We start from the raw sequence: 24,165 nt of genomic DNA, 5'->3' as shown, positions 1-24,165 counted from the left end.
GGTCAGGCCGCGACGGTGTCTTTCGGCCGCACGATGGCCGGCGGCGGCGGGGTCCCGGCCGACGTCGTCAGCACTTCATAGCCGGTCTCCGTCACCAGGATCATGTGTTCCCACTGGGCCGACAGGCTGCGGTCCTTCGTCTTGATGGTCCAGCCGTCCGGCATTTCGCGGATCTCGCGGCGGCCGGCGTTGATCATCGGCTCGATCGTGAAGATCATGCCGGCCTTCAGCTCCTCGCCGGTGCCGGGGCGGCCGTAGTGCAGGACCTGCGGCTCTTCGTGGAAGACCTTGCCGATGCCGTGGCCGCAGAATTCGCGCACGACCGAATAACCCGCGTTTTCCGCATGCTGCTGGATCACGTGGCCGATGTCGCCCAGGTGCGCGCCCGGTTTCACTTTCGAAATACCCAGCCACATGCATTCGTAGGTGATGTCGGCCAGGCGGCGCGCCAGCTTCGACGGTTCGCCGATGAAGAACATCCGGCTGTTGTCGCCGTGATAACCATCCTTCGTGATGACGGTGACGTCGATGTTGACCACGTCGCCGTTCTTGAGGACCTTGTCGCCCGGAATGCCGTGGCAGATCACGTCGTTGACGGAGGTGCAGACGGCTTTCGGGAACGGCGGGTAGCCCGGCGGCGCGTAGTTCAGCGGGGCGGGGACGGTGCCTTGCACGTTGACCATGTATTCATGGCAAAGGCGATCCAGCTCGCCCGTCGTGACGCCCGGTTTGACGAAGGGGGTGATGTAGTCGAGCACCTCGGCACCGAGGCGGCCGGCGATGCGCATGCCTTCGATGTCTTCCTGGGTCTTGATGGAGATGGTCATGGTGATCCGTTCTGCAATATGTTCTGTATCGGCCATTATATGTGATTCGGAAGCCGGTCGGGCCGTGGGGCGGCCGGGCCGTGGCCGCCCCACGGCGTGCGGCCGGCGAAGCGCACGCGTGCGCAAGCTTGAAATCCGCGTCGAATCCCGCTAGAATCTCGGGTTGCTCGTGTTCGTATCGGGCAAGCTTGTGAAATCACGCTTTTTTTAAATCGCGAATGCGGCCGACAAGGGTGCCCGGAAGGGTGGCTGGCCGTCGTTCAAGAACCAACCCTGGAGAATTACAATGTCTGTCACTATGCGCGAAATGCTGGAAGCCGGTGTTCACTTCGGCCACCAGACCCGTTTCTGGAACCCGAAAATGGCCCCGTTCATCTTCGGTCATCGCAACAAGATCCACATCATCAACCTGGAAAAGACCATGGCGATGTATCAGGATGCGATGAAGACCATCAAGCAGATCGCCGCCAACCGCGGCACGATCCTGCTGGTGGGCACCAAGCGCCAGGCCCGCGACATCATCGCCGCCGAAGCGCAGCGCGCCGGCGTGCCGTACGTCGACCAGCGCTGGCTGGGCGGCATGCTGACCAACTTCAAGACCATCAAGACCTCGATCAAGCGCCTGAAGGACATGGAAGCGCAGATCGAATCGGGTGAAGTCGAGAAGATGAGCAAGAAAGAAGCGCTGATGTTCTCGCGCGAACTGGAAAAGCTGCAGAAGTCGATCGGCGGCATCAAGGACCTGCAGGGCGTGCCGGACGCGATCTTCGTCGTCGACGTCGGCTACCACAAGGGCGCCATCACCGAAGCCGGCAAGCTGGGCATCCCGGTCATCGGCGTGGTCGACACCAACCACTCGCCGGAAGGCGTGACCCACGTCATCCCGGGTAACGACGACTCGTCGAAAGCCATCACCCTGTACGCACGCGGCGTCGCCGATGCGATCCTGGAAGGCCGTGCGAACGCCACCAACGAAATCGTCGAGATGGTCAAGTCGGCCGACGACTTCGTCGAAGTTTCCGAGCAAGCTTAAGTTCCGGCGGGCGCTGGCCCGCCGAGCAGCAAAGGGGCGCCGAGCCTAAGTCGAGCGCCCCTTTTTGCAAGCAATTCCTGGATAGATTAACAATATGCAAGACGTCGCAACCGACGGCTTGTTCCGCTTTTAGGAGAAATGACATGGCAGCGATTACTGCAGCGATGGTTGGCGAACTGCGCGCCAAGACCGACGCCCCGATGATGGAATGCAAGAAGGCACTGAACGAAGCCGAAGGCGACATGGCACGTGCCGAAGAGATCCTGCGCGTCAAGCTGGGCGGCAAGGCCTCGAAAGCCGCGTCGCGCATCACCGCCGAAGGCGTGGTGTCCGCTTACGTCGCCGGCAACATCGGCGCGCTGGTCGAAGTCAACAGCGAAACCGACTTCGTCGCCAAGAACGACGACTTCCTGGCCATGTGCAACCTGGCCGCCAAGCTGGTCGCCGAGAACAACCCGGCCGACGTCGCCGCCCTGGCCGCCCTGCCGGTCGACGGCAAGACCTTCGACGACGTGCGTACGGCGCTGATCGGTAAAATCGGCGAGAATATGACCGTGCGTCGTTTCCAGCGCTTCGAAACCACCGGCAAGCTGGCGTCGTACCTGCACGGCACCCGCATCGGCGTGATCGTCGACTACGACGGCGCCGACGAGCAGGTCGGTAAAGACGTGGCCATGCACATCGCCGCGATGAAGCCGGTCGCCCTGTCGTCCGAGCAAGTGCCGGCCGAGCTGATCGAGAAAGAGCGTTCGGTTGCTCAGCTGAAAGCCCAGGAAGACGCCGACAAGGCCGTCGCCGAAGGCAAGCAGCCGCAATCGGCCGAGATCGTCGCCAAGCGTATCGACGGTTCGGTGCAGAAGTACCTGAAAGAAGTGTCGCTGCTGAACCAGGCGTTCGTGAAGAACGACAAGCAGAGCATCGAGCAGATGCTGAAGGCCGCCAACACCACCGTGAAGGCATTCACGATGTACGTGGTCGGCGAAGGCATCGAGAAGAAGGTCGACGACTTCGCAGCGGAAGTGGCAGCACAGATGGCTGCTGTCAAGCAGTAATAAAGAGAACGGGCCGCAAGGCCCGTTTTTGCAGGAACAGCGCGCCGGTGGCCTGCTGTTCCGTAGGGTGGGCACCTGTGCCCACGCGTGACGCCGGCGTTGCGGTGGCCGGCGAAGAGCAGGCGAGACGCAACGTTCCGCGTGGGCACGGCGTGCCCACCCTACCCGAAGGCAACCCCTCGGCGTAGTACCGAATTCGAAACATCCAATGACCTCAGGAGCCCCATTCATGACAAAACCAGCCTACCAACGAGTCCTTCTCAAACTGTCTGGCGAAGCGCTGATGGGCGACGATCCGTTCGGCATCAACCGCGCCACCATCGAACGCATGGTCGCCGACGTCGCGGAGGTGTCGAAGCTGGGTGTGGAACTGGCAGTGGTGATTGGCGGCGGCAACATCTTCCGCGGCGTGGCGCCTGGTGCGCAGGGCATGGACCGCGCGACGGCCGACTACATGGGCATGCTGGCCACCGTGATGAATGCGCTCGCGCTGGCCGACGCCATGCGCCAGCAGGGCATCACCGCGCGCGTGATGTCGGCCATCGGCATCGAGCAGGTGGTCGAGCCGTACGTGCGTCCCAAGGCGCTGCAATACCTGGAAGAGGGCAAGGTCGTCGTGTTCGCCGCGGGCACGGGCAACCCGTTCTTTACCACCGACACGGCCGCCGCGCTGCGCGGTTCGGAAATCTCGGCGCAGATCGTGTTGAAGGCAACCAAGGTCGATGGCGTATATACTGCCGATCCCAAGAAGGACCCGCACGCGACCCGCTACGAGTCGATCTCGTTCGACGAAGCGATCGCCAAGCACCTGCAGGTGATGGACGCCACCGCGTTCGCCCTGTGCCGCGACCAGAAGCTGCCGATCAAGGTGTTCTCGATCGTCAAGCCGGGCGCGCTCATGCGCGTGATCATGGGCGAGGACGAGGGTACACTGGTACACGTTTAACTCAATATTCAGAAACACAGGAGAGCAGCATGTCCGTCGCTGACGTTAAAAAAAGTGCCCAGGACAAGATGGCGAAGTCCATCGAAACCCTGAGAGGCAACCTGGCCAAGGTTCGCACCGGCCGCGCCCACACCGGCATCCTGGACCACGTGATGGTCGATTACTATGGCTCGCCCACCGCGCTGCCGATGGTCGCCAACCTGACCCTCATCGACGCCCGCACCATCGGCGTTCAGCCCTACGAAAAGAAGATGCTGAACGTCATCGAAAAGGCGATCCGCGAATCCGACCTGGGCCTGAACCCGTCGACGTTCGGCGAACTGGTCCGCGTGCCGACCCCGGCCCTGACGGAAGAGCGCCGCAAGGAAATGGTCAAGCTGTGCAAGTCGGAAGCGGAAGATGCGAAAATTGCCGTGCGTAACGTGCGCCGCGATGCCAACGAACAGTTGAAGAAACTGGTCAAGGACAAGGCGATCTCGGAAGACGACGAGCGCCGCGCCCAGGACGATGTCCAGAAGATGACCGACAAGGCCGTCGTCGACATCGACAAGCTGGTTGCCGAAAAAGAAAAAGAAGTCATGACCGTGTGATCCGTATTGCGGCGCCCGTTGCGGCCGCGTATCGTTGTGGACGTCGGACCGGCAGGCAAGGCCTGACCGGTCCGTTCCACCTTTTGTCGCAGTTCATTTGCAGTCCGTTAGACCACCGCCGCCATTTGGCCAGATTTATGATTTTCAAAAGTTCGACCACCGCAGTCCCGGAAGCGCCCAAGGTGCCGCGTCACATCGCCATCATCATGGACGGCAATGGCCGCTGGGCGACCAAGCGCCTGCTGCCCCGCGTGGCCGGCCACGTCAAGGGCGTGGACGCCGTGCGCAAGATCGTCGAAGCCTGCGTGGATCGTGGCGTTGAATACCTGACGCTGTTCGCGTTTTCGTCGGAAAACTGGCGCCGTCCGGCCGACGAAGTGTCCTACCTGATGGGCCTGTTCGTCACGGCGCTCGAGCGCGAAGTGTCGAAGATGCACGCGAATAACATCCGCCTGAAGGTCGTGGGCGACCTGGCGCGCTTCGATGCGAAATTGCGCGACATGATCGCCAACGCCGAGCGCCGCACCGCCAACAACACGCGCCTGACCGTCACCGTGTGCGCCAACTACGGCGGCCGCTGGGACATCATGCAGGCGACCGGCAAGATGGTCGCCGCCAACCCGGGCACGACCGACTACACCGAAGAGATGCTGGCCCCGCACCTGGCCATGGCCTATGCCCCCGAGCCGGACCTGTTCATCCGCACCGGCGGCGAGGAACGCATCTCCAACTTCCTCCTGTGGCAGCTCGCGTATTCCGAGCTGTACTTCACCGACACCTTCTGGCCGGACTTTTCGCCCCAGTCGCTCGACACGGCGATCGCGTCCTACCAGAGCCGCGAGCGCCGCTTCGGCCGCACCGGCGAGCAGGTCGCAAACAAGGCCAAGACAAACTGATGCTCAAGACCCGCGTCATTACCGCCGTCGTGCTGCTGGCAGTGTTGCTGCCAGTCCTTTACTTCAACAACTACACGGCGTTCGCGGTCGTGGCGACGGCGTTCTTCGGCGCCGCCATCTGGGAATGCTTCCGGCTGTTCAATCCGGACACGCACAATGCCCACGTGATCGCCATCGTCTGGGCCAGCGTGTTCGCCATCTCCGTGTTCACGGGGCACACGAACCTGTCGTTCTGGGCCGCGCTCAGCGTGGCCCTGTGGATCGCCCGGTTCGCGCCGTCGCTGAAGACCGGCCTGCCGCCGCTGGGCACGCCGGCCAACACGCTGCTGTCGCTCGTGTACGCGTTCGCGGTGGTCGGCTGCTTTGCCGCCATCGTCGACCTGTACTCGCACTCGCCGCTGTTCCTGCTGTCCGTGCTCGCGATCGTCTGGGTGGCCGACATCGGCGCCTATTTCTCCGGCAAGGCATTCGGCAAGCGCAAGCTGGCACCGTCCATCTCGCCGGGCAAATCGTGGGAAGGCGCGATCGGCGGCGGCATCGCCGTGCTCGTGCTGGCCGGCCTCTCGGTCCAGTTCGGCGGCGACGCCTTTGCGAACACCTTCGCCGCGCGCGTCCAGCACCACTACGGCTGGCCGGCGCTGGTCGTGGTGCTCGTGCTGATGGTTGCCGCCAGCATCGTCGGCGACCTGTTCGAATCCCAGCTCAAGCGCCGCGCCGGCATGAAGGACAGCAGCAACCTGCTGCCCGGCCACGGCGGCGTGCTGGACCGGATCGACGCGCTGGTCCCCGTGCTGCCCCTCGCGGCCCTGATCGGCTCGCGCCTCTGATAAAGCTGGACAACGGGTCGTTCGACGCGGGCGGGCGCCGTCGCGGCACGCGCCGTGCAAGAATGCCATCATGCCGGCGGCCAGCGCCGCGCCAGCCCATGTTGGAACGACCTTGACAATGGAACGCAACATGCAACGCATCACTATTCTGGGCGCCACCGGTTCGATCGGCGTCTCGACCCTCGACGTGCTCGCCCGTCATCCCGGCCAATACCGTGTCCATGCGCTGAGCGCGCACGAACGCGTGGACGCGCTCGCCGCGCAATGCCGCGTCTTCCTGCCGCAGCGCGCCGTCGTCGGCACGCCGGAAGCGGCCGCGCGCCTGCGCGACCTGCTGGCCGGCCTGCCCATCGACGTCGCCCACGGCGAAGCGGCGCTGTGCGAGATCGCGTCCAGCCCGGAGACGGATACGGTGATGGCCGCCATCGTCGGCGCCGCCGGCCTCGCGCCCACGCTCGCGGCCGCGCGCGCGGGCAAGAAAGTCCTGCTGGCCAACAAGGAAGCGCTCGTCATGTCCGGCCAGCTGTTCATGGACGCCGTCAAGGAGCACAAGGCGACCCTGCTGCCCATCGACAGCGAACACAACGCCATCTTCCAGTCGCTGCCCGGCACGTACGGCCGGTCGCCCGACGCGGCCGGCGTGGCCAGGATCCTGCTGACGGCATCGGGCGGCCCGTTCCTCAACCGCGCCGTCGAGACGCTGGAGGCCGTCACGCCGGAAGAGGCGTGCAAGCATCCGAACTGGTCGATGGGCCGCAAGATCTCGGTCGACTCGGCCACGATGATGAACAAGGGCCTCGAAGTGATCGAGGCACACTGGCTGTTCGGCGCGCCGGCCGACCGGATCGAAGTCGTGATCCACCCGCAAAGCGTGATCCACTCGATGGTGTCGTACGTCGACGGCTCCGTGCTGGCCCAGCTGGGGAACCCGGACATGCGCACGCCCATCGCCCACGCGCTCGCCTACCCGGAGCGCATCGCGTCCGGCGTGGAGCAGCTCGACCTGACGCAGTGGGCCGCGCTGCAATTCCACAAGCCCGATTTCGACCGCTTCCCGTGCCTCGCGCTCGCGTTCGACGCCTTGCGCGCGGGCGGCACGGCGCCCGCATTGCTGAACGCGGCGAACGAAATCGCGGTCCAAGCCTTCCTGGAGCGCCGCATCGGGTTCCGCGCCATCGACCGCGTTGTCCGCCGCGTGATGGACGAGAACCCGCACGGTGCGGCCAGCAGCATCGAGGCCGTGATGGCCCAGGACGCGCGTGCCCGCGCCGCGGCCGAACGCATCGTGCATGCGCTGTAATCCGATCTTGAGCGGGCCCTGACGGGAGAAAGTCATGAACCTGATCCACACCCTGCTGGCGTTCATCCTGGCGCTGGGCCCCCTGATCATCTTCCACGAACTGGGCCACTACGCCGTCGCGCGCCTGTGCGGCGTGAAGGTGCTGCGCTTCTCGATCGGCATGGGGCGCATCGTGTGGTCGCGCCGCTTCGGTCCGGACCAGACGGAATGGGCGATCTCCATGCTGCCCATCGGCGGCTACGTCAAGATGCTCGACGCGCGCGATCCGTCGACGGCCCCCACCGACGACCGCGACCTGCCGCGCGAATTCACGCGCCAGAACGTGTGGAAGCGCATCGCCATCGTCGCGGCCGGCCCGATCGCCAACTTCATCCTCGCCATCGTCCTGATGGCGGGCCTGTTCATGCACGGGAAAGAGGAGCCGGGCACGCGCCTGCGCGCGATGGCGCCGACGTCCGCCGTGTACGTGGCCGGCGTGCGCGGCGGCGACGTCGTCACGGCCGTCAACGGCCGTCCGGTGCAGTCGTGGACGGAGCTGCGCTGGGAGATCGTGCGCGCCGCCATCGACAAGCGCGCGGCCGAGCTGACGCTGCACGGCCCCGGCGCGACCAGCGGCGCCGCCTACCGCGCCGTGCTGCCGGCCGACCGCATGGCCGGCCTGGACGTCGACGGCGACGTGCTGGGCATGCTCGGCATGCAGATGTGGCGCCCGCGGGCGACCATCGACAAGGTCCTGCCGGGCGGCGCCGCCGCGCGCGCGGGCCTGCGCCAGGGCGACCTCGTGACGTCCATCGACGGCAAGCCCATTCTCGACGGCATCGCCTTCATCGACGCCGTGCGCGGCGCGGCCGGCAGGACGCTGCAGGTCGGCGTGCAGCGGGGAGCGGAGCAGCTCGTGCTGCCCCTCACGCCGGAGCGCGAGCCGCAGTCGGGCAGGGGCCTCGTGAAGCTGATGATCGCCCAGGCGCCCGAGTTGGTGACGGTGCAGGCGGGCCCGCTGGCCGCCTTTGCGAAGGGCGCGCAGCGCACGTGGGAGACGAGCGCGCTGACCGTCAAGATGATCGCCAAGATGATCGTCGGCGAGGTCTCGCTGAAAAACGTGACGGGCCCGATCACGATCGCCGACGTGGCCGGACAGACCGCGCGCTCGGGCCTCGAGCCCTTCCTCGAGTTCATCGCCTTCATCTCGATCAGCCTGGGTGTAATGAATCTGTTACCAATTCCCGTTCTGGACGGTGGCCATTTGCTGTATTATTCGCTGGAAGTTTTGACCGGGCGACCCTTGCCCGCGCGGATCGGCGAGATCGCGCAGCGTGCCGGGGTGGGCCTGCTGTTCATGCTGATGGCGCTTGCCGTCTTCAACGACCTGGTGCGACTGCTCTGAACACACGGCACTCCGATACGTACGCTGCGCCTGCGGCGGGCGCCGGAGTGTCCCGCTCAAGCGGTACAAGCCCCGGCGAAGAATACGTAACGTTGTCCTATGACTGACCCATTGATCTAACCGATGAATCTACAACCCGAACGTTTTGCCCAATCGCGTTTTGCCTTGCCCTCCCGTCGCAGCATGATCGGCGCAGCCGTGCTGGCCCTGTGCGCGGGCCACGCCGCCGCCGTCACTCCCTTCGTCGTGAAGGACATCCGGGTCGAAGGCATCCAGCGGACCGAGGCAGGCACGGTGTTCAGCTACCTGCCGGTGCGCGTGGGCGAGACCTTCGACGACGAAAAGGGCACCGCGGCGATCAAGGCGCTGTATGCCACCGGCTTCTTCAAGGACATCCGCCTGGAAGAGGAAAACGGCGTGCTCGTGGTGCTGGTCGAGGAGCGTCCTGCCATCGCCGCGGTGGACTTCACCGGCACGAAGGAATTCGAAAAGGACATGCTCGTCAAGGCGCTGAAGGAAATCGGCGTCGGCGAGACCAAGATCTTCGACAAGGCATCCGTCGACCGCGCCGAGCAGGAGCTCAAGCGCCAGTACCTGTCGCACGGCCTGTACGGCGTCAAGATCACGACCACCGTCACCCCGATCGAGCGTAACCGCGTGAACATCATGTTCAACGTGGACGAGGGCGACGTCGCGAAGATCAAGCAGATCAACATCGTCGGCAACAAGGCGTTCTCGGACAAGGAGCTGCGCGCGCTGCTGCAGCTGAACACGTCCGGCTGGTTCACCTGGTATTCGAAGGCCGACCAGTACTCGAAGCAGAAGCTGACGGGCGACCTGGAATCGATCAAGTCGTGGTACCTGAATCACGGCTACCTGGAGGTGAACGTCGAGTCCACGCAGGTCTCGATCACCCCGGACAAGAAGGACATCTACCTCACCATCAACATCACGGAAGGCGAGAAGTACACCGTCTCCGGCATCAAGATGGACGGCGAGATGTTCGGCCGCGAGCAGGAACTCAAGAACCTGATCCTGCTGAAGCCGGGCCAGACCTATTCCGGCGACCTGCAGGAAGCGTCGAACAAGCGCATCGCCGACCGCCTCGCGAGCTTCGGCTACGCGTTCGCGAACGTTACCGCGAACCCCGAGATCAACCGCGAGAAGCGCGAAGTCGCCTTCACGTTCTTCGTCGATCCGGGAAAGCGCGCCTACGTGCGCCACATGACCATCTCGGGCAACACGATCACGCGCGACGAAGTGATCCGCCGCGAATTCCGCCAGTTCGAAAGCTCGTGGTACGACCCGAACCGGGTCAAGCTGTCGCGCGACCGCGTCGACCGCCTCGGCTACTTCAAGGACGTGACGGTCGAGACGCCGGAAGCGCAGGGCACCAACGATGCCGTGGACGTGAACATCGCCGTCGTCGAAAAACCGACCGGCAACTTCATGGTCGGCGGCGCGTTCTCGCAGGCGGAGAAATTCACCTTCACGGCGTCGGTCACGCAGGCCAACTTCGCCGGCAGCGGCAATACGGTCGGCGTGGAACTGAACACGAGCCGCTACAACCGCACGATCTCGTTCGCCCAGACCAACCCGTACTTCACCGACGACGGCATCTCGCGCGCGTTCCAGCTGTACTTGCGCACGTCGCGCCCGCCGGCGCTGAACATCGGTTCGTACACCGTGCGCCAGCAGGGCGGCAACCTGACGTTCGGCGTGCCGTTCTCGGAAATCGACACCGTCTACTTCGGCGCCGGCCTGGAACGCACCAGGCTCGAGACGGACGAGAGCTCGCCGACCCTGTACAAGCAGTTCGTGATGCAGAACTCGAAGGACGCGGTCGCGAAGAGCACCGGCGTGGGCACGGCGACGACCAACGCGATCCCGCTGACCGTGGCATGGGGCCGCGATTCGCGCGACTCCGCCATCACCCCGACCCGCGGCCGCTACCAGCGCGCCAACTTCGAGATCGATGCCGTCGGCGACGCCAAGTACTACCGCATCATCTACGAACACCAGTGGTATCGTCCGATCACGCGCTGGATGACCCTGGCGCTCAAGGGTGAGCTGGACTACGGCGCGGGCCTCGGCGGCCACTCGTACCCGGTCTTCAAGAACTTCTACGGCGGCGGCATCGGCTCGGTGCGCGGCTACGAGAGCTCGTCGCTGGGCATCGTCGACCCGTTCACGTACGACGCCCTGGGCGGCGCCAAGCGCGTGATCGGCAACGCCGAGCTGCAGTTCCCGTTCCCGGGCAGCGGCCAGGATCGTTCGCTGCGCTGGTTCACCTTCGCCGACGGCGGCCAGGTCTACCAGGAACATGAGCCGATCCGCACGTCGCAGCTGCGCTACTCGGCGGGTATCGGCCTGTCGTGGATTTCCCCGGTGGGGCCGCTGAAGTTGAGTTATGCTAAGCCCTTGAACGCGAAGCCGGGCGATCGCCTGGAGCGCTTCCAGTTCCAGATGGGTACCGGTTTCTGATACGGCCCATCGCCGAGACAAGGATTGCGAAGAATGATGTTGAAAAAATCGTTAGCCTCGCTGCCGCGTAGCCTGGTGCTGGCGCTGCTCTGCGCCGGTGCGATGGCGCAGGCGTCCGCGCAGACCGCGGTGCCGAGCCGCATCGGCTTCGTCTACACGGAACGCCTGATGACCGAGTCCAAGCTGGCCAAGGCGGCGGACGCGAAGCTGCAGGCGGAATTCTCCAAGCGCCAGAAACAGGTCGACGACATGCTGGCGCGCTACAAGCAGAGCCGCGAGAAGTTCGACGAGGAAGCGCCGAAACTGTCCGACGTCGACCGCACCAAGCGCACGCGCGAGCTGCTCGACATGGAAAAGGACGTGCAGCGCATGCAGCGCGAGTACAACGAGGACCTGTTCCAGCGCAAGAACGAGGAGCGCGCCGCCATCGCGCAGAAAGCCTATAAACTGATCGAACAGGTGGCCGAGCAGGACCATCTCGACGTCGTGCTGCAGGAAGCCATCTGGACCAGTCCGCGCATCGACATCACCGATCGCATCCTCAAACTGCTCGACAAGTAAGCCGCCAACGGCTTGCTGGATGCCGGCCGGCTTGATGAGCGGCCGGCAGTTTTCAATTCTTTTACGGAACGACCACGATGGGCACTCGACTGGGTGATTTGGTCGAACGCTTCGGTGGGCAGCTGGTGGGTGACCCGAACCTCGAGGTTCAGGGCATCGCACCGCTCGACAGCGCCGACGCTTCGCACATCAGCTTTCTCAGCAACAGCAAATTGCGCGCGCTGGCCGCACAGAGCGGCGCCGCGGCGCTCATCGTCTCGCCGCTCGACGACGCCACCGTCGCCACGACGTATGCCGGCGCACGCATCATCACCACCAACCCGTACGCCTACTTCGCCCGCGCCGCCCAGTATTTCGTGGCGCTGGACGAGATCGTCCCGCCGGCCGGCATCCATCCCAGCGCCGTCGTGCACGAGACGGCGCGCATCGACCCGTCCGCGCACATCGGCCCGAACGTGACGGTGGAAGCGGGCGCCGTGATTGCAGGGGGCGTCCGCGTCGACGCCGGCTGCTTCGTCGGCCGCGACGCCGAGATCGGGGAAGAGACGCACCTGTTCGCGAACGTCACGTTCCACGCGCGCTGCAAGGTCGGCAAGCGCGGCATCCTGCACTCGGGCGCCGTGATCGGCACCGACGGATTCGGCTTCGCGCGCGAGAACGGCGTGTACATCAAGATCCCGCAGACGGGCCGCGTGCTGCTGGGCGACGACGTCGACGTCGGCGCCAACACGACCATCGACCGCGGCGCGCTGGCCGACACCGTGATCGAGGACGGCGTGAAGCTCGACAACCAGATCCAGATCGGCCACAACTGCCACATCGGCGCGAACACGGCGATGGCCGGCTGCGTGGGGGTAGCCGGCAGCGCGAAGATCGGCAAGAATTGCACGTTCGGCGGCGCGGCCATGGTGCTGGGGCACCTGGAAATCGCGGACAACGTCCATATCTCCTCCGGCAGCATGGTGTCGCGCTCCGTGCTGGAGCCGGGGCAGTACACGGGCTTTTATCCGCTGGCCAAGAACGCCGAATGGGAAAAGAGCGCCGCCATCGTGCGCAACCTGTCCGCGCTGCGCGAGAAGATGCGCAACCTGGAAAAACAGATCAAACAACTGACCGGACCTACAGAACAAAAATGACGACCGAAGCCATGACGAATAAAACCCTGGGGATCAACGAGATCAAGGAATACCTGCCGCACCGCTATCCGCTGCTGCTGGTGGACCGCGTGGTCGACTACGAAATCGGCAAGACCATCACCGCCATCAAGAACGTGACCGTCAACGAGGAATTCTTCAACGGCCACTTCCCGCACAAGCCGGTGATGCCGGGCGTCCTGATGATCGAGGCGTTGGCGCAGACGGCCGCGATCCTGTCGTTCATGACCATGAACGTCAAGCCGGACGAGAACTCGGTCGTGTACTTCGTCGGCATCGACAACGCGCGCTTCAAGCGCCCCGTCGAGCCGGGCGACCAGCTCAAGATGGACGTCGAGATCCTGCGCACGTCGCGCGGCATCTGGAAGTACAAGGCTGTCGCCAGCGTCGACGGCAAGGTCGCCGTCGAGGCGGAACTGATGTGCACCATCAGGGCAAACGAATCGACGCAACCGCGCGCGGGGGAGTGATGAGCAAGGTCCACCCGAGCGCGATCGTCGACCCGAAGGCGGAGCTGGACTCCACCGTCGAAGTCGGCCCGTATTCGATCATCGGTCCCGATGTGCGTATCGGCGCCGGCACCGTGGTGGGGCCGCACGTGGTCATCGAGGGCCATACGACGATCGGCCGCGACAACCGCATCTTCCAGTTCGCGTCGCTGGGCGCCGCGCCGCAGGACAAGAAGTGGGCCGGCGAGCCGACCCGCCTGGAAATCGGCGACCGCAACACGATCCGCGAATTCTGCACGTTCAACCTCGGCACGGCGCAGGACGCGGGCGTGACGCGCCTGGGCAGCGACAACTGGATGTCGGCATACACGCACCTGGCGCACGACTGCCAGGTCGGCAGCAACACGATCTTCTCGAACAACGCGCAGCTCGCGGGCCACGTGCACGTGGGCGACTGGGCGATCCTGTCCGGCTACTGCGGCGTGCACCAGTTCTGCAAGATCGGCGCGCACGCCTTCATCGGCATGTACACGAGCCTCACGCAGGACGTACCGCCGTTCGTGCTCGTCTCCGGCAACCCGGCCGAGGCGCATGGCGTGAACATCGAGGGCCTCAAGCGCCGCGGCTTCACGCGCGAGCAGATCAACGCGATCCGCGCCGCGTACAAGCACATCTACCGCTCCGGCCTCACGCTGGAAGAAGCCAAGGCCAAGCTGGCGGAAGAGGAAAGCGCCGCCGGCGACGCGGCGCCGCACATCCGCGCGATGCGCGACTTCCTCGACACCACGAGCCGTGGCATCGTCCGCTGATCCGACGGCGGCCCCGGTGTCGCTCGCCCTCGTGGCCGGCGAACTGTCGGGCGACCTGCTGGCGGCGCGCCTGATGGCGGGCCTCAAGCCGCACCTGCCGGGCGTCGCCTTTTCCGGCATCGGCGGTCCGCGCATGCTGGAGCAGGGCCTGGCTTCCGACGTGCCGATGGACACGCTCACCGTGCGCGGCCTGCTGCCCGTGCTGCTGCGCTACCGCGAACTGAAGGGCATCCAGAACCGCCTGCGCGACCGCCTGCTGGCGCAGCAGCCGGCCGCGTTCATCGGCGCCGACTACCCCGGCTTCAACCTCGGCCTGGAAGAGCAGCTGCGCGCGGCCGGCATCCCGACCGTGCACTTCGTCGGCCCGCAGATCTGGGCGTGGCGGGGCGGCCGCATCAAGAAGATCCAGCGCGCCGTGTCGCACATGCTCGTGATCTTCCCGTTCGAGGAAGAGATTTACCAAAAGGCCGGCGTGCCCGTCACGTACATCGGCCATCCGCTGGCGGAGACGATCCCGCTCGTGCCGGACGTGCGTGCCGCGCGGCGCACCCTCGGGCTGCCGGAGGATGCGCGGGTCGTCACCGTCATGCCGGGCAGCCGGATGTCGGAAATCAAATACCTGACGGAGCCGTACGTCCGCACGGTGAAACTGCTGGCCGCGCGCGACCCGTCCGTCCGCTTCATCGCGCCGATGGCGGGAGAACGCCAGAAGGCGTATTTTATGGAGCTGATGGCGAAAGCCGGTCTGCAGGACGTGCCGCTGCAGCTCGTCGACGGCGAGTCGCACGCGTGCATCGCGGCGGCCGACGCCGTGCTGGCGGCATCCGGCACGGCCACCCTGGAAGTGGCGCTGTTCAAGAAGCCGATGGTGATCGCGTACAAGGTCTTGCAGGCCGAGTGGCTGCTCATCCGGAACATGGGCTACCTGCCGTGGATCGGGCTGCCGAACATCCTGGCGCGCGAGTCCGTCGTGCCGGAATTCCTGCAGCACGCGGCGACGCCCGAGGCGCTGGCGGATGCCGTCTGGTTCCAGCTGACGGACGAGAACAACCGGGTGCGGCTGCGCGAGCGCTTCACCGAAATGCATCACAGCCTGCTGCGCGACAGCGCGCGCGAAAGCGCCCGCGCCGTGCTGCAGGTGATAGGCAAAGCATGAGAAACACGAGAAAAAAGGCGGTCGATTTCTACCCCGGCCTGCCGCCGAAGAACCGGCCGTTCACGCTGGACGACATCGTCTGCGGCGTGGACGAGGCCGGGCGCGGCCCGCTGGCCGGTCCGGTGTACGCGGCGGCCGTGATCCTCGATCCGGCGCGCCCGATCGAGGGCCTGCGCGACTCGAAAAAACTGACGGAAGCGCGGCGCGACGAGCTGGCCCCGCTCATCAAGGAACATGCGCTGGCCTGGGCCATCGCCGAGTGCTCGCACACGGAAATCGACACGCTGAACATCCTGCAGGCGACGATGCTGGCGATGCGCCGCGCGGTCGAGCTGCTCGCGACCGTGCCGACCATCGCGCTCATCGACGGCAACCGCTGCCCGCAGTTCGCGCCGCACATCCGCGCGCATGCCGTGGTGGAGGGCGACGACAAGGTGCATGCGATTTCGGCCGCGTCGATCCTTGCCAAGACGGCGCGCGACGCCGCCCTGGTCGCGCTGCACGCAACGTATCCGCAATACGCCTTCGACCAGCACAAGGGCTATTCGACGGCGCTGCACCTCGCGCGCCTGCGCGAGCACGGTCCGAGCCCCGTGCACCGGCGCAGCTTCGCGCCCGTGCGCGCGCTGATCGAGCCGGACCTGTTCGGGGAGCCCGCATGACGAGCGCGATCAAGAGCGTCACGTCGCGCGACAACCCGTTCTACAAGGAGCTCAAGCACCTCGCGGGCAGCAGCCAGGCGCTGCGCAAGGCGGGGCGCTCGCTGCTGGACGGCGTCCACCTGTGCCAGGCCTACCTCGACCTCGTGGGGCAGCCGGTGCATTGCGTCGTGTCCGAAGGCGCGCTGGCGAACCCGGAAGTGGCCGCCATCGTCGACCGCGTGCAGGGGCCCGCCACGGCGCTGCCGGATGCGCTGTTCGGGGCGCTGAGCCAGGTCGAACACGGCATCCACCTGCTGTTCCTGGTCGACACGCCGCGGCCCGCGCGGCCCGCCGCACTGGCCGGATCGGCCGTGCTGCTGGACGGCGTGCAGGACCCGGGCAATGCCGGCTCGATCCTGCGCAGCGCCGGCGCGGCCGGCATCCGGCAGGTGTATTGCAGCCCCGGCACGGCGTCGATGTGGTCGCCCAAGGTGCTGCGCGCCGCGATGGGCGCCCATTTCGTGCTGGAGATCTTCGAGAACGTCGACCTGGCGGCACTCGTGCGCGCGGCGCGCGTGCCCGTGCTGGCGACGAGCGGCTATGCGAGCGAACGGATCTACGACGTCGACCTGTCCCGCCCGGCCGCCTGGCTGCTGGGCCACGAGGGGCAGGGCGTGTCGGCCGCGCTGCTGGAGCTGGCCACGCACCGCGTCGCCATCCCGCACGCGGGCGCGGTGGAATCGCTGAACGTGGCCGCCTGCGCGGCCGTGTGCTTTTTCGAACAGCTGCGCCAGCAACAGCGAGAGCGCCAGGCATAGACGCGACAAGCCCGTTCGGTTACGCTTCGTGCAGGTAACGACGGAGTCATGATGGACATGGGGCAATCGCAGTTGCAGTCTTTGCACTTTCTGGTGGCGGAAGCGGACCCGGTGCAGCGCCGCGCGCTGATCGAGGCGCTGGCGCAGGTGGGCGCCACGCGCGTCACCGACGTGCCGGACGGCCCGATGGCCCTGCGCACGCTGCAAGCCAGCTTCACGCCCAGGGTGGACGTCGCCGTCATCGACCTCGACCTGGGCGGCATGGACGGCCTGGAACTGCTGCGCGCCATCGCGGCGCTGAAGTCGAGCGTGCGCCTGATCGTCGTCGGCGCCCAGCCGTCCAGCGTGCTGTTTTCCGTCGAGAGCCTCGCGCAGGCGCACGGCGTGGACCTGCTCGGGACGATCGCCAAGCCCGTCACGAGCACCAAGCTGCGCGCCCTGCTGGACAATTACCAGCCGCCGAAGCCCGCGCGCGCCGCCACGCCGGGGCCGAGCTTTTCGTTCGCCGAGGTGGGCGTCGGCCTGCAGAAGCGCCAGTTCGAACCCTTCTTCCAGCCCAAGATCGAGCTCGCGACGGGCCAGGTGAAAGGCCTCGAGACCTTCGCCCGCTGGCGCCATCCCGAGCACGGCATGCTCGGACCGTCGTCCTTCATCGGCGCGCTGGAGCAGAACAACCGCATCGACTTCCTCGACTGGACGATGCTGGAGATGTCGGTGGAGCGCTGCCGCCGCTACCACGACCAGGGCATCCCGATCTCGATCTCGCTGAACCTGGCGCCCGAGACGCTGGCGCATCCGAACTTCATCCGCCAGGTGGCGTCGACGATGAAGCGCCACGGCGTGCTGCCCGACTACCTGACGTTCGAGATGACGGAATCGGCGATCCTCAGCTTCGACGCCGACTTCATCGAACGCCTCGTGCGCCTGCGCATGATGGGCTTCGGCCTCGCGATCGACGACTACGGCACGGGGCGCTCGAACCTGCAGATCCTGGCCCGCATCCCGTTCTCCGAACTCAAGATCGACCGCTCGTTCGTGGATGGCGCGTCGAAGAAACGCCCGCTGGGCACCGTGCTGAAATCCTGCCTGGGACTCGCGCACAGCCTGGACCGCATGTCAGTCGCGGTGGGGGTGGAGACCCGGCAGGACTGGGATTTCCTGCAGGGCCTCGGGTGCACGTATGCGCAGGGCTACCACATCGCCAATCCGATGGCGGCGGACGAGTTTCCGGGGTGGCTGGAAGACTGGCGGCATTTCTTTTGAGGATGGGTCAATACTCGCGCCGGTCCGGCTTGATCTCCTGGAGGATCGTCGTCGAAATCTCCTCGATCGACTTGGTCGTCGACGACAACCACCGGATTCCTTCGCGCCGCATCAGCTGCTCGGCCTCGTTCACCTCGTAGCGGCAATTCTCCAGCGACGCATACTTGCTCCCCGCGCGCCGCTCGTTGCGGATCTCGGACAGCCGCTCCGGCGTGATGGTCAGGCCGAAGATCTTGTGCTTGAACGGCGGCAGCGCCGACGGCAGCTTGTTGCGTTCGAAATCGTCCGGGATCAGCGGGTAGTTCGCCGCCTTGATCCCGTATTGCATGGCGAGGTACAGGCTCGTGGGCGTCTTGCCCGAGCGCGACACGCCCACGAGGATCACGTCCGCGTCCGCCAGGTTCTTGTGCGACTGGCCGTCGTCGTGCGCCAGCGAGAAGTTGATGGCCTCGATGCGGTTCTTGTACTCCTCGGTATCGACGACGTTGTGGATGCGGCCGATCGTGTGCGTCGACTTCACCCGCAATTCCTGCTCGAGCGGGGCGACGAAGGTCTGGAACAGGTCCATGTGCATGCCCTGCGCGGCGCGGATCACCGCGGACAGGTCGTGCTTGACGAGGGTGGAGAACACGATCGGACGCTGGTTGTCGGCGATGGCGACGTCGTTGATGCGGCGCGCGGCCTCGTAGGCTTTTTCGATCGTATCGATGAACGGCAGGCGGATCTGCCGGAAGCGCATTTCGAACTGGCTCAGCACCGCGTGGCCGAAAGTTTCCGCCGTGATGCCGGTGCCGTCGGACACGAAGAAGACGGTGCGCGCGGCGTCTGGACTCGCTGGAGTGCTCGGGAGGGACATGATGTTTTTTTGGACAGATAATGACAAAGTTGCAGCCCCAGGGCTGTGAAACCCAGTCGCACGGGGTAAAATGTTGGGCAACGGGTTGTGAGATTGTGCTGTACGACGCCAAGAATAACAAGAAATCCCCCGGAAACCGACCAGCCTGCCGCGCGAAGCCGGCCAGGAGCACGCGTGTGTTTCATGCGCAGTGCCCGGCCCGCCGCCGCTGCCTCGCCAGGCTCGTCCGTCATCCGGCCGTCGGCCGATCCGCCGTGCAGATTTCCATCATCACAAAGGTGTTTTACCATGACTAACCTGTCGAATGCAGTACTGAAGGCGCCCGACCCAACAGCGTCCGCGGAAAGTGTGTACGTCGCGTCGTTCGAGAACCTGCGCATGACCGACGTCGAGTCGGTCGGCGGCAAGAACGCGTCCCTGGGCGAGATGATCAGCCAGCTGGCCGAAGCCGGCGTGCGCGTGCCGGGCGGCTTCGCCACGACGGCGCAAGCCTTCCGCGACTTCCTGAACCACGGCATCGACGGCGGCCCATCGCTGGGCGACCGCATCGCGACCCGCCTGGAAGGCCTGGACATCGACGACGTCCGTTCGCTGGCCGCCGCCGGTGCCGAGATCCGCCAGTGGATCGTCGACACCCCGTTCCAGCCGCGCCTGCAGCAGGAAATCGAGGCCTTCTACGACCGCCTCGTCGCCGACTCCGGCACCGAAGTGTCGTTCGCCGTGCGCTCGTCCGCCACGGCGGAAGACCTGCCGGACGCCTCGTTCGCGGGCCAGCAGGAGACGTTCCTGAACGTGGTCGGCATCGACAACGTACTGGAAGCGATGAAGCACGTGTTCGCGTCGCTGTACAACGACCGCGCCATCTCCTATCGCGTGCACAAGGGCTTCACGCACGCCGAAGTGGCCCTGTCGGCCGGCGTGCAGCGCATGGTCCGTTCCGACACCGGCGCGGCCGGCGTCATGTTCACCATCGACACGGAATCCGGCTTCAAGGACGTCGTGTTCGTCACGTCGAGCTACGGCCTGGGCGAGACCGTCGTGCAGGGCGCCGTGAACCCGGACGAGTTCTACGTGCACAAGCCGATGCTGGAGCAGGGCAAGAAGCCCGTCATCCGCAAGAACATCGGCTCGAAGCTGATCAAGATGGAATTCACGGCCGAGGCCAAGGCGGGCCGCTCGGTGCAGACCGTCGACGTGCCGATCGAAATGCGCAACCGCTACTCGCTGCTGGACGAGGAAGTCGTCGAGCTGGCCAAGTACGCCGTCATCATCGAGAAGCACTACGGCCGTCCGATGGACATCGAGTGGGGCAAGGACGGCCGCGACGGCAAGCTGTACATCCTGCAGGCGCGCCCGGAAACCGTGAAGTCGCAGCAGAAGGCGACCGACTCCCAGCAGCGCTTCAAGCTGAAGGGCACGGGCACCGTGCTGACGTCGGGCCGAGCGATCGGCCAGAAGATCGGCGCCGGCCCGGTCCGCGTGATCCACGATCCGTCGGAAATGGAGCGCGTGCAGCCGGGCGACGTCCTCGTTGCCGACATGACGGACCCGAACTGGGAACCGGTCATGAAGCGCGCCTCCGCCATCGTGACGAACCGCGGCGGCCGCACCTGCCACGCGGCGATCATCGCCCGTGAACTGGGCGTGCCCGCGGTCGTCGGCTGCGGCGACGCGACCGAAACCCTGAAGGACGGCACGTTCGTCACGGTCTCCTGCGCCGAAGGCGACGAAGGCCGCATCTACGACGGCCTGCTGGAAACGGAAGTGACGGAATCCGTGCGCGGCGAGCTGCCGAAGATCCCGACCAAGATCATGATGAACGTCGGTAACCCGCAACTGGCGTTCGACTTCCAGGCGATCCCGAACAACGGCGTGGGCCTGGCCCGCCTGGAGTTCATCATCAACAACAACATCGGCGTGCACCCGAAGGCGATCCTCGAGTACCCGAACATCGACAACGACCTGAAAAAGGCCGTGGAATCGGTCGCACGCGGCCACGCGTCGCCGCGCGCGTTCTACGTCGACAAGCTGGCCGAAGGCGTGGCGACGATCGCCGCCGCGTTCTGGCCGAAGCCGGTCATCGTGCGCCTGTCCGACTTCAAGTCGAACGAGTACAAGAAGCTGATCGGCGGTTCGCGCTACGAGCCGGACGAGGAAAACCCGATGCTGGGCTTCCGCGGCGCCGCGCGCTACCTGGCCGACGACTTCGCCGAGTCGTTCGAGATGGAATGCATGGCCATGAAGCGCGTGCGCGAAGAGATGGGCCTCACGAACGTCGAGATCATGATCCCGTTCGTGCGCACCCTGGGCCAGGCCGAGAAGGTCATCGCGCTGCTGGGCAAGTATGGCCTGAAGCGCGGCGAGAACGGCCTGCGCGTCATCATGATGTGCGAGGTCCCGTCGAACGCCATCCTGGCCGAGCAGTTCCTGCAGTACTTCGACGGCTTCTCGATCGGTTCGAACGACCTCACGCAGCTCACGCTGGGCCTGGATCGCGACTCCGGCATGGAGCTGCTGGCCAAGGACTTCGACGAGCGCGACCCGGCCGTGAAGGCGATGCTGTCGCTGGCGATCAAGGCCTGCCGCGCGCAGGGCAAGTACATCGGCATCTGCGGCCAGGGGCCGTCCGACAATCCGGACTTCGCCGTGTGGCTGGTGGAGCAGGGCATCGAGTCGATGTCGCTGAATCCGGACTCGGTGATCGATACGTGGCAGAAGCTGGCGGCGCTGTAAGCGGCTGAACGCCCGATGAAAAACCGCTGCGGGGTCGATGGCCCCGCAGCGGTTTTTTTATGCGCGCGCGATACGTTCGCATGCTCCGGGACGCCTCGGCCTTGGGCCCCTGCCTTCGCAGGGGCGACGGTCTCGCTGCTGGCGAACGAAGTCAGTCAGCTCGACCCTGGCGCCCGGGGCAGGACCGTGCATGCTGCGGGACGCATCGGCCTTGGGCCCCTGCCTTCGCAGGGGCGACGGTCTCGCTGCTGGCGAACGAAGTCAGTCAGCTCGACCCTGGCGCCCGAGGCAGGACCGTGCATGCTGCGGGACGCATCGGCCTTGGGCCCCTGCCTTCGCAGGGGCGACGGTCTCGCTGCTGGCGAACGAAGTCGGTCAGCTCGACCCTGGCGCCCGGGGCAGGACCGTGCATGCTGCGGGACGCCTCGGCCTTGGGCCCCTGCCTTCGCAGGGGCGACGGTCTCGCTGCTGGCGAACGAAGTCAGTCAGCTCAACCCTGGCACCCGAGGCAGGACCGTGCATGCTGCGGGACGCATCGGCCTTGGGCCCCTGCCTTCGCAGGGGCGACGGTCTCGCTGCTGGCGAACGAAGTCAGTCAGCTCGACCCTGGCGCCCGGGGCAGGACCGTGCATGCTGCGGGACGCATCGGCCTTGGGCCCCTGCCTTCGCAGCGGCGACGGTCTCGCTGCTGGCGAACGAAGTCAGTCAGCTCGACCCTGGCACCCGAGGCAGGACCGTAGTCGGCATCACACGGGCGCCACGGTCCCGTGCAGTTGCCGGAACGCCCGCTGGAACTCGTCGAGGTGGCGCGTGAACGGTGCCGGCGCGAGCGGGCGCAGGCGCGCGAGCAGCGCTTCGCCCTCGGCCACGCGCTCCGTCTCCAGGCAGGCGCGCAGCAGGTTGAAGCCGGCCTGCGGACCGTGCTTGGCCGGTTCGTAGACGGGCCCCACGAGCGTGACGATCAGGCCCGTGTGGCCGTGCCGGGCCAGGTCGGCGGCCATCGTCATCAGGGCGCCGCCGTCCACCTCGGCCGCGGCCAGCACGGCCGTGTACTGTTCGCGCGCCGCCGGCAGGTCGCCCGCCGCCAGGTGGTGCCGGGCCAGCAGGAGCTGCGCGCGCCAGCTGCCCGGCAAGCCGCACGCATCCCGCAGGGCCGCCAGGAAGCCCGCCTCGCCCGCGCGCTCGCGCTCGAAGGCGAGCCAGCCGTTCAACGCGTGGTCGAAGTTCGGATCGAGCCGGACCGCGCGCCCCAGCAGGTCGGACGTCGCCGCAGCAATGCCCCGGTCATGCGTCACCTTCGCCAGATTGGTCAGCAGCGCGGCCGTTTCGCCGACGGCCCGGATGCCGGCCCGCAGCGCGGCTTCGGCGTCGTCCAGCCGTCCGCTTTCCAGCAGGACGATGCCGTGCGCGACGTGGCTGCGCTCCGGCAGGCCGTCGATCTCGACGAGGCGGGCCGCCGCCGTCATCAACTCGGGCGCGAAGCCGTCCGACAGGGCCGACATGATCGTGGCGTACAACGCGTCCGGGCTGTTCCAGTGCTGCCTGAGTCGCGGGTGCAGCACCTTGTCGCGCCATTCCGCCCGCGGCATCATCACCTGGCGGCCGTGTTCGTCGTAGGCCGTGATGGCGTCGTGCGTGGCGGGGGCCGGCAGCGCGGGTTTGCGGGGATGGAAAGCGGCAACAAGGCGTCGGAACATGGCATTCTCCAGGTGGGCAATACAGCGCATTATCGATTTCATTTCCACTTGGAAATTGATTTTCCCCGGTGGCCAGATCGCGATCCGATCTGGGTCAATATCGGGGCGGCGCCGGATAACGGGAATACTTAATGCCCGTACAACAACAGTTACGTTCTGCAAATATCTCTGCCATGGAAGTCGTTGAGCCAAGAGCAACAAATAGTTGACGTGGGGCGCAAAAACGTTACACTTTGGCAAACTTGTTTTGACGGAGACCGTTGATGAAACGCTTGGCCTTGTTGTCGATCATGGCAACCGCGATGTGGGCGGGCGCCTGCCAGGCCGCCGAGCCCAGCCTGTGCAAATCCCTGTGCGACGCCGACAAGCGCGAATGCCGGGCGAATGCCCACGAGTTGGCCGCGGACGACGGTTCGCCGCCGCTCGAGATGCCGGAGAAAAACCCGCTGGCGCGCGCCGCGCAACTGCAGGTGCCTACCGAATCGTCGCGCGCGATCGACAATGCGGGGACGCAAGCGCGCAGGATCGGCCATGCCGGCGCGTGCGACGAGACTTACCTGCGCTGCACCCGCGCCTGCGCCGCGCCGGGCGCTTCGTCCGTGGTGAAGCCGGCGTCCGGCCAGCGCGACGGCATCTGACCGGCGCCTGCCCGTTGACTCCGCGCGCAGACGCAGTAGACTGGCGATATC

General features: G+C 65.9%; 22 protein-coding genes. 19 read left to right on the top strand and 3 right to left on the bottom strand.

Annotated elements, in window-relative coordinates:
* Positions 1-2 precede the first annotated feature (2 nt).
* On the bottom strand, positions 3-827 hold the full coding sequence (gene map, locus ACEN9Q_RS14005; RefSeq protein WP_056435573.1) for a type I methionyl aminopeptidase: 825 nt from the start codon (positions 825-827) through the stop codon (positions 3-5).
* A 286-nt stretch (positions 828-1,113) separates the two neighbouring features.
* On the opposite strand from map, the gene rpsB reads away from it, so the two are divergent.
* The 17 genes from rpsB to ACEN9Q_RS13920 all read left to right on the top strand — a co-directional run bounded on the left by rpsB (position 1,114) and on the right by ACEN9Q_RS13920 (position 18,190).
* Positions 1,114-1,860, top strand: a complete 747-nt coding sequence (gene rpsB / locus ACEN9Q_RS14000; protein ID WP_056435570.1) for a 30S ribosomal protein S2 — start codon at positions 1,114-1,116, stop codon at positions 1,858-1,860.
* Between the two features lie 143 nt (positions 1,861-2,003).
* A complete protein-coding gene (gene tsf, locus ACEN9Q_RS13995) occupies positions 2,004-2,912 on the top strand; it encodes a translation elongation factor Ts (protein WP_056435568.1) in 909 nt (302 codons plus the stop codon).
* Between the two features lie 229 nt (positions 2,913-3,141).
* The gene (gene pyrH, locus ACEN9Q_RS13990; RefSeq protein WP_056435563.1) at positions 3,142-3,858 is read left to right on the top strand and encodes a UMP kinase; all 717 of its coding nucleotides are present in this window, start codon (positions 3,142-3,144) and stop codon (positions 3,856-3,858) included.
* 29 nt (positions 3,859-3,887) lie between these two features.
* A complete protein-coding gene (gene frr / locus ACEN9Q_RS13985) occupies positions 3,888-4,448 on the top strand; it encodes a ribosome recycling factor (protein WP_036228560.1) in 561 nt (186 codons plus the stop codon).
* A gap of 137 nt (positions 4,449-4,585) precedes the next feature.
* Complete coding sequence (gene uppS / locus ACEN9Q_RS13980; RefSeq protein ID WP_056435560.1) at positions 4,586-5,344, top strand: polyprenyl diphosphate synthase; 759 nt, start codon at positions 4,586-4,588, stop codon at positions 5,342-5,344.
* A complete protein-coding gene (locus ACEN9Q_RS13975; RefSeq protein WP_056435556.1) occupies positions 5,344-6,171 on the top strand; it encodes a phosphatidate cytidylyltransferase in 828 nt (275 codons plus the stop codon). Before uppS ends, ACEN9Q_RS13975 begins: the two co-directional genes overlap by 1 nt.
* A 130-nt stretch (positions 6,172-6,301) precedes the next feature.
* A complete protein-coding gene (gene ispC / locus ACEN9Q_RS13970; protein ID WP_495628880.1) occupies positions 6,302-7,471 on the top strand; it encodes a 1-deoxy-D-xylulose-5-phosphate reductoisomerase in 1,170 nt (389 codons plus the stop codon).
* 34 nt (positions 7,472-7,505) lie between these two features.
* Positions 7,506-8,855: an RIP metalloprotease RseP gene (gene rseP / locus ACEN9Q_RS13965; RefSeq protein WP_495628879.1), complete on the top strand. Its 1,350-nt coding sequence runs from the start codon at positions 7,506-7,508 to the stop codon at positions 8,853-8,855.
* Between the two features lie 123 nt (positions 8,856-8,978).
* On the top strand, positions 8,979-11,339 hold the full coding sequence (gene bamA, locus ACEN9Q_RS13960; protein ID WP_495628878.1) for an outer membrane protein assembly factor BamA: 2,361 nt from the start codon (positions 8,979-8,981) through the stop codon (positions 11,337-11,339).
* A 33-nt stretch (positions 11,340-11,372) separates the two neighbouring features.
* Positions 11,373-11,900 (top strand): OmpH/Skp family outer membrane protein, encoded by a 528-nt coding sequence (locus ACEN9Q_RS13955; RefSeq protein WP_082547679.1) that lies wholly within the window; start codon positions 11,373-11,375, stop codon positions 11,898-11,900.
* A gap of 77 nt (positions 11,901-11,977) precedes the next feature.
* Entirely contained in the window at positions 11,978-13,036 is a 1,059-nt protein-coding gene (gene lpxD / locus ACEN9Q_RS13950) for a UDP-3-O-(3-hydroxymyristoyl)glucosamine N-acyltransferase (RefSeq protein WP_495628877.1), read from the top strand.
* Between the two features lie 11 nt (positions 13,037-13,047).
* Positions 13,048-13,524 (top strand): 3-hydroxyacyl-ACP dehydratase FabZ, encoded by a 477-nt coding sequence (gene fabZ, locus ACEN9Q_RS13945; RefSeq protein ID WP_495628876.1) that lies wholly within the window; start codon positions 13,048-13,050, stop codon positions 13,522-13,524.
* Positions 13,524-14,312: an acyl-ACP--UDP-N-acetylglucosamine O-acyltransferase gene (gene lpxA / locus ACEN9Q_RS13940; protein ID WP_056435541.1), complete on the top strand. Its 789-nt coding sequence runs from the start codon at positions 13,524-13,526 to the stop codon at positions 14,310-14,312. The genes fabZ and lpxA overlap by 1 nt, the downstream gene beginning before the upstream one ends.
* Positions 14,296-15,468, top strand: a complete 1,173-nt coding sequence (gene lpxB, locus ACEN9Q_RS13935; protein WP_495628875.1) for a lipid-A-disaccharide synthase — start codon at positions 14,296-14,298, stop codon at positions 15,466-15,468. Before lpxA ends, lpxB begins: the two co-directional genes overlap by 17 nt.
* Positions 15,465-16,130: a ribonuclease HII gene (gene rnhB / locus ACEN9Q_RS13930; protein WP_495628874.1), complete on the top strand. Its 666-nt coding sequence runs from the start codon at positions 15,465-15,467 to the stop codon at positions 16,128-16,130. The genes lpxB and rnhB overlap by 4 nt, the downstream gene beginning before the upstream one ends.
* Before the next feature lie 8 nt (positions 16,131-16,138).
* Complete coding sequence (locus ACEN9Q_RS13925; protein ID WP_495628951.1) at positions 16,139-16,927, top strand: TrmH family RNA methyltransferase; 789 nt, start codon at positions 16,139-16,141, stop codon at positions 16,925-16,927.
* Positions 16,928-16,975: 48 nt separating this feature from the next.
* Positions 16,976-18,190, top strand: coding sequence for an EAL domain-containing response regulator (locus ACEN9Q_RS13920; RefSeq protein ID WP_229412522.1), 1,215 nt, complete (start codon positions 16,976-16,978; stop codon positions 18,188-18,190).
* Positions 18,191-18,197: 7 nt separating this feature from the next.
* Here the strand turns inward: ACEN9Q_RS13920 and ppsR are convergent, their stop codons facing one another.
* Positions 18,198-19,046, bottom strand: a complete 849-nt coding sequence (gene ppsR / locus ACEN9Q_RS13915) for a posphoenolpyruvate synthetase regulatory kinase/phosphorylase PpsR (RefSeq protein ID WP_056435532.1) — start codon at positions 19,044-19,046, stop codon at positions 18,198-18,200.
* A 378-nt stretch (positions 19,047-19,424) separates the two neighbouring features.
* Between ppsR and ppsA the strand changes: the two genes are divergently transcribed.
* On the top strand, positions 19,425-21,779 hold the full coding sequence (gene ppsA, locus ACEN9Q_RS13910; RefSeq protein WP_495628950.1) for a phosphoenolpyruvate synthase: 2,355 nt from the start codon (positions 19,425-19,427) through the stop codon (positions 21,777-21,779).
* 746 nt (positions 21,780-22,525) lie between these two features.
* Here the strand turns inward: ppsA and ACEN9Q_RS13905 are convergent.
* A complete protein-coding gene (locus ACEN9Q_RS13905; protein ID WP_495628873.1) occupies positions 22,526-23,476 on the bottom strand; it encodes a tetratricopeptide repeat protein in 951 nt (316 codons plus the stop codon).
* Between the two features lie 263 nt (positions 23,477-23,739).
* Between ACEN9Q_RS13905 and ACEN9Q_RS13900 the strand changes: the two genes are divergently transcribed.
* Positions 23,740-24,114, top strand: coding sequence for a hypothetical protein (locus tag ACEN9Q_RS13900; RefSeq protein ID WP_495628872.1), 375 nt, complete (start codon positions 23,740-23,742; stop codon positions 24,112-24,114).
* Positions 24,115-24,165: the final 51 nt, after the last annotated feature.

Source organism: Massilia sp. Masssp93 (assembly GCF_059491295.1).
This window is presented reverse-complemented; position numbering and strand designations above follow the sequence as displayed.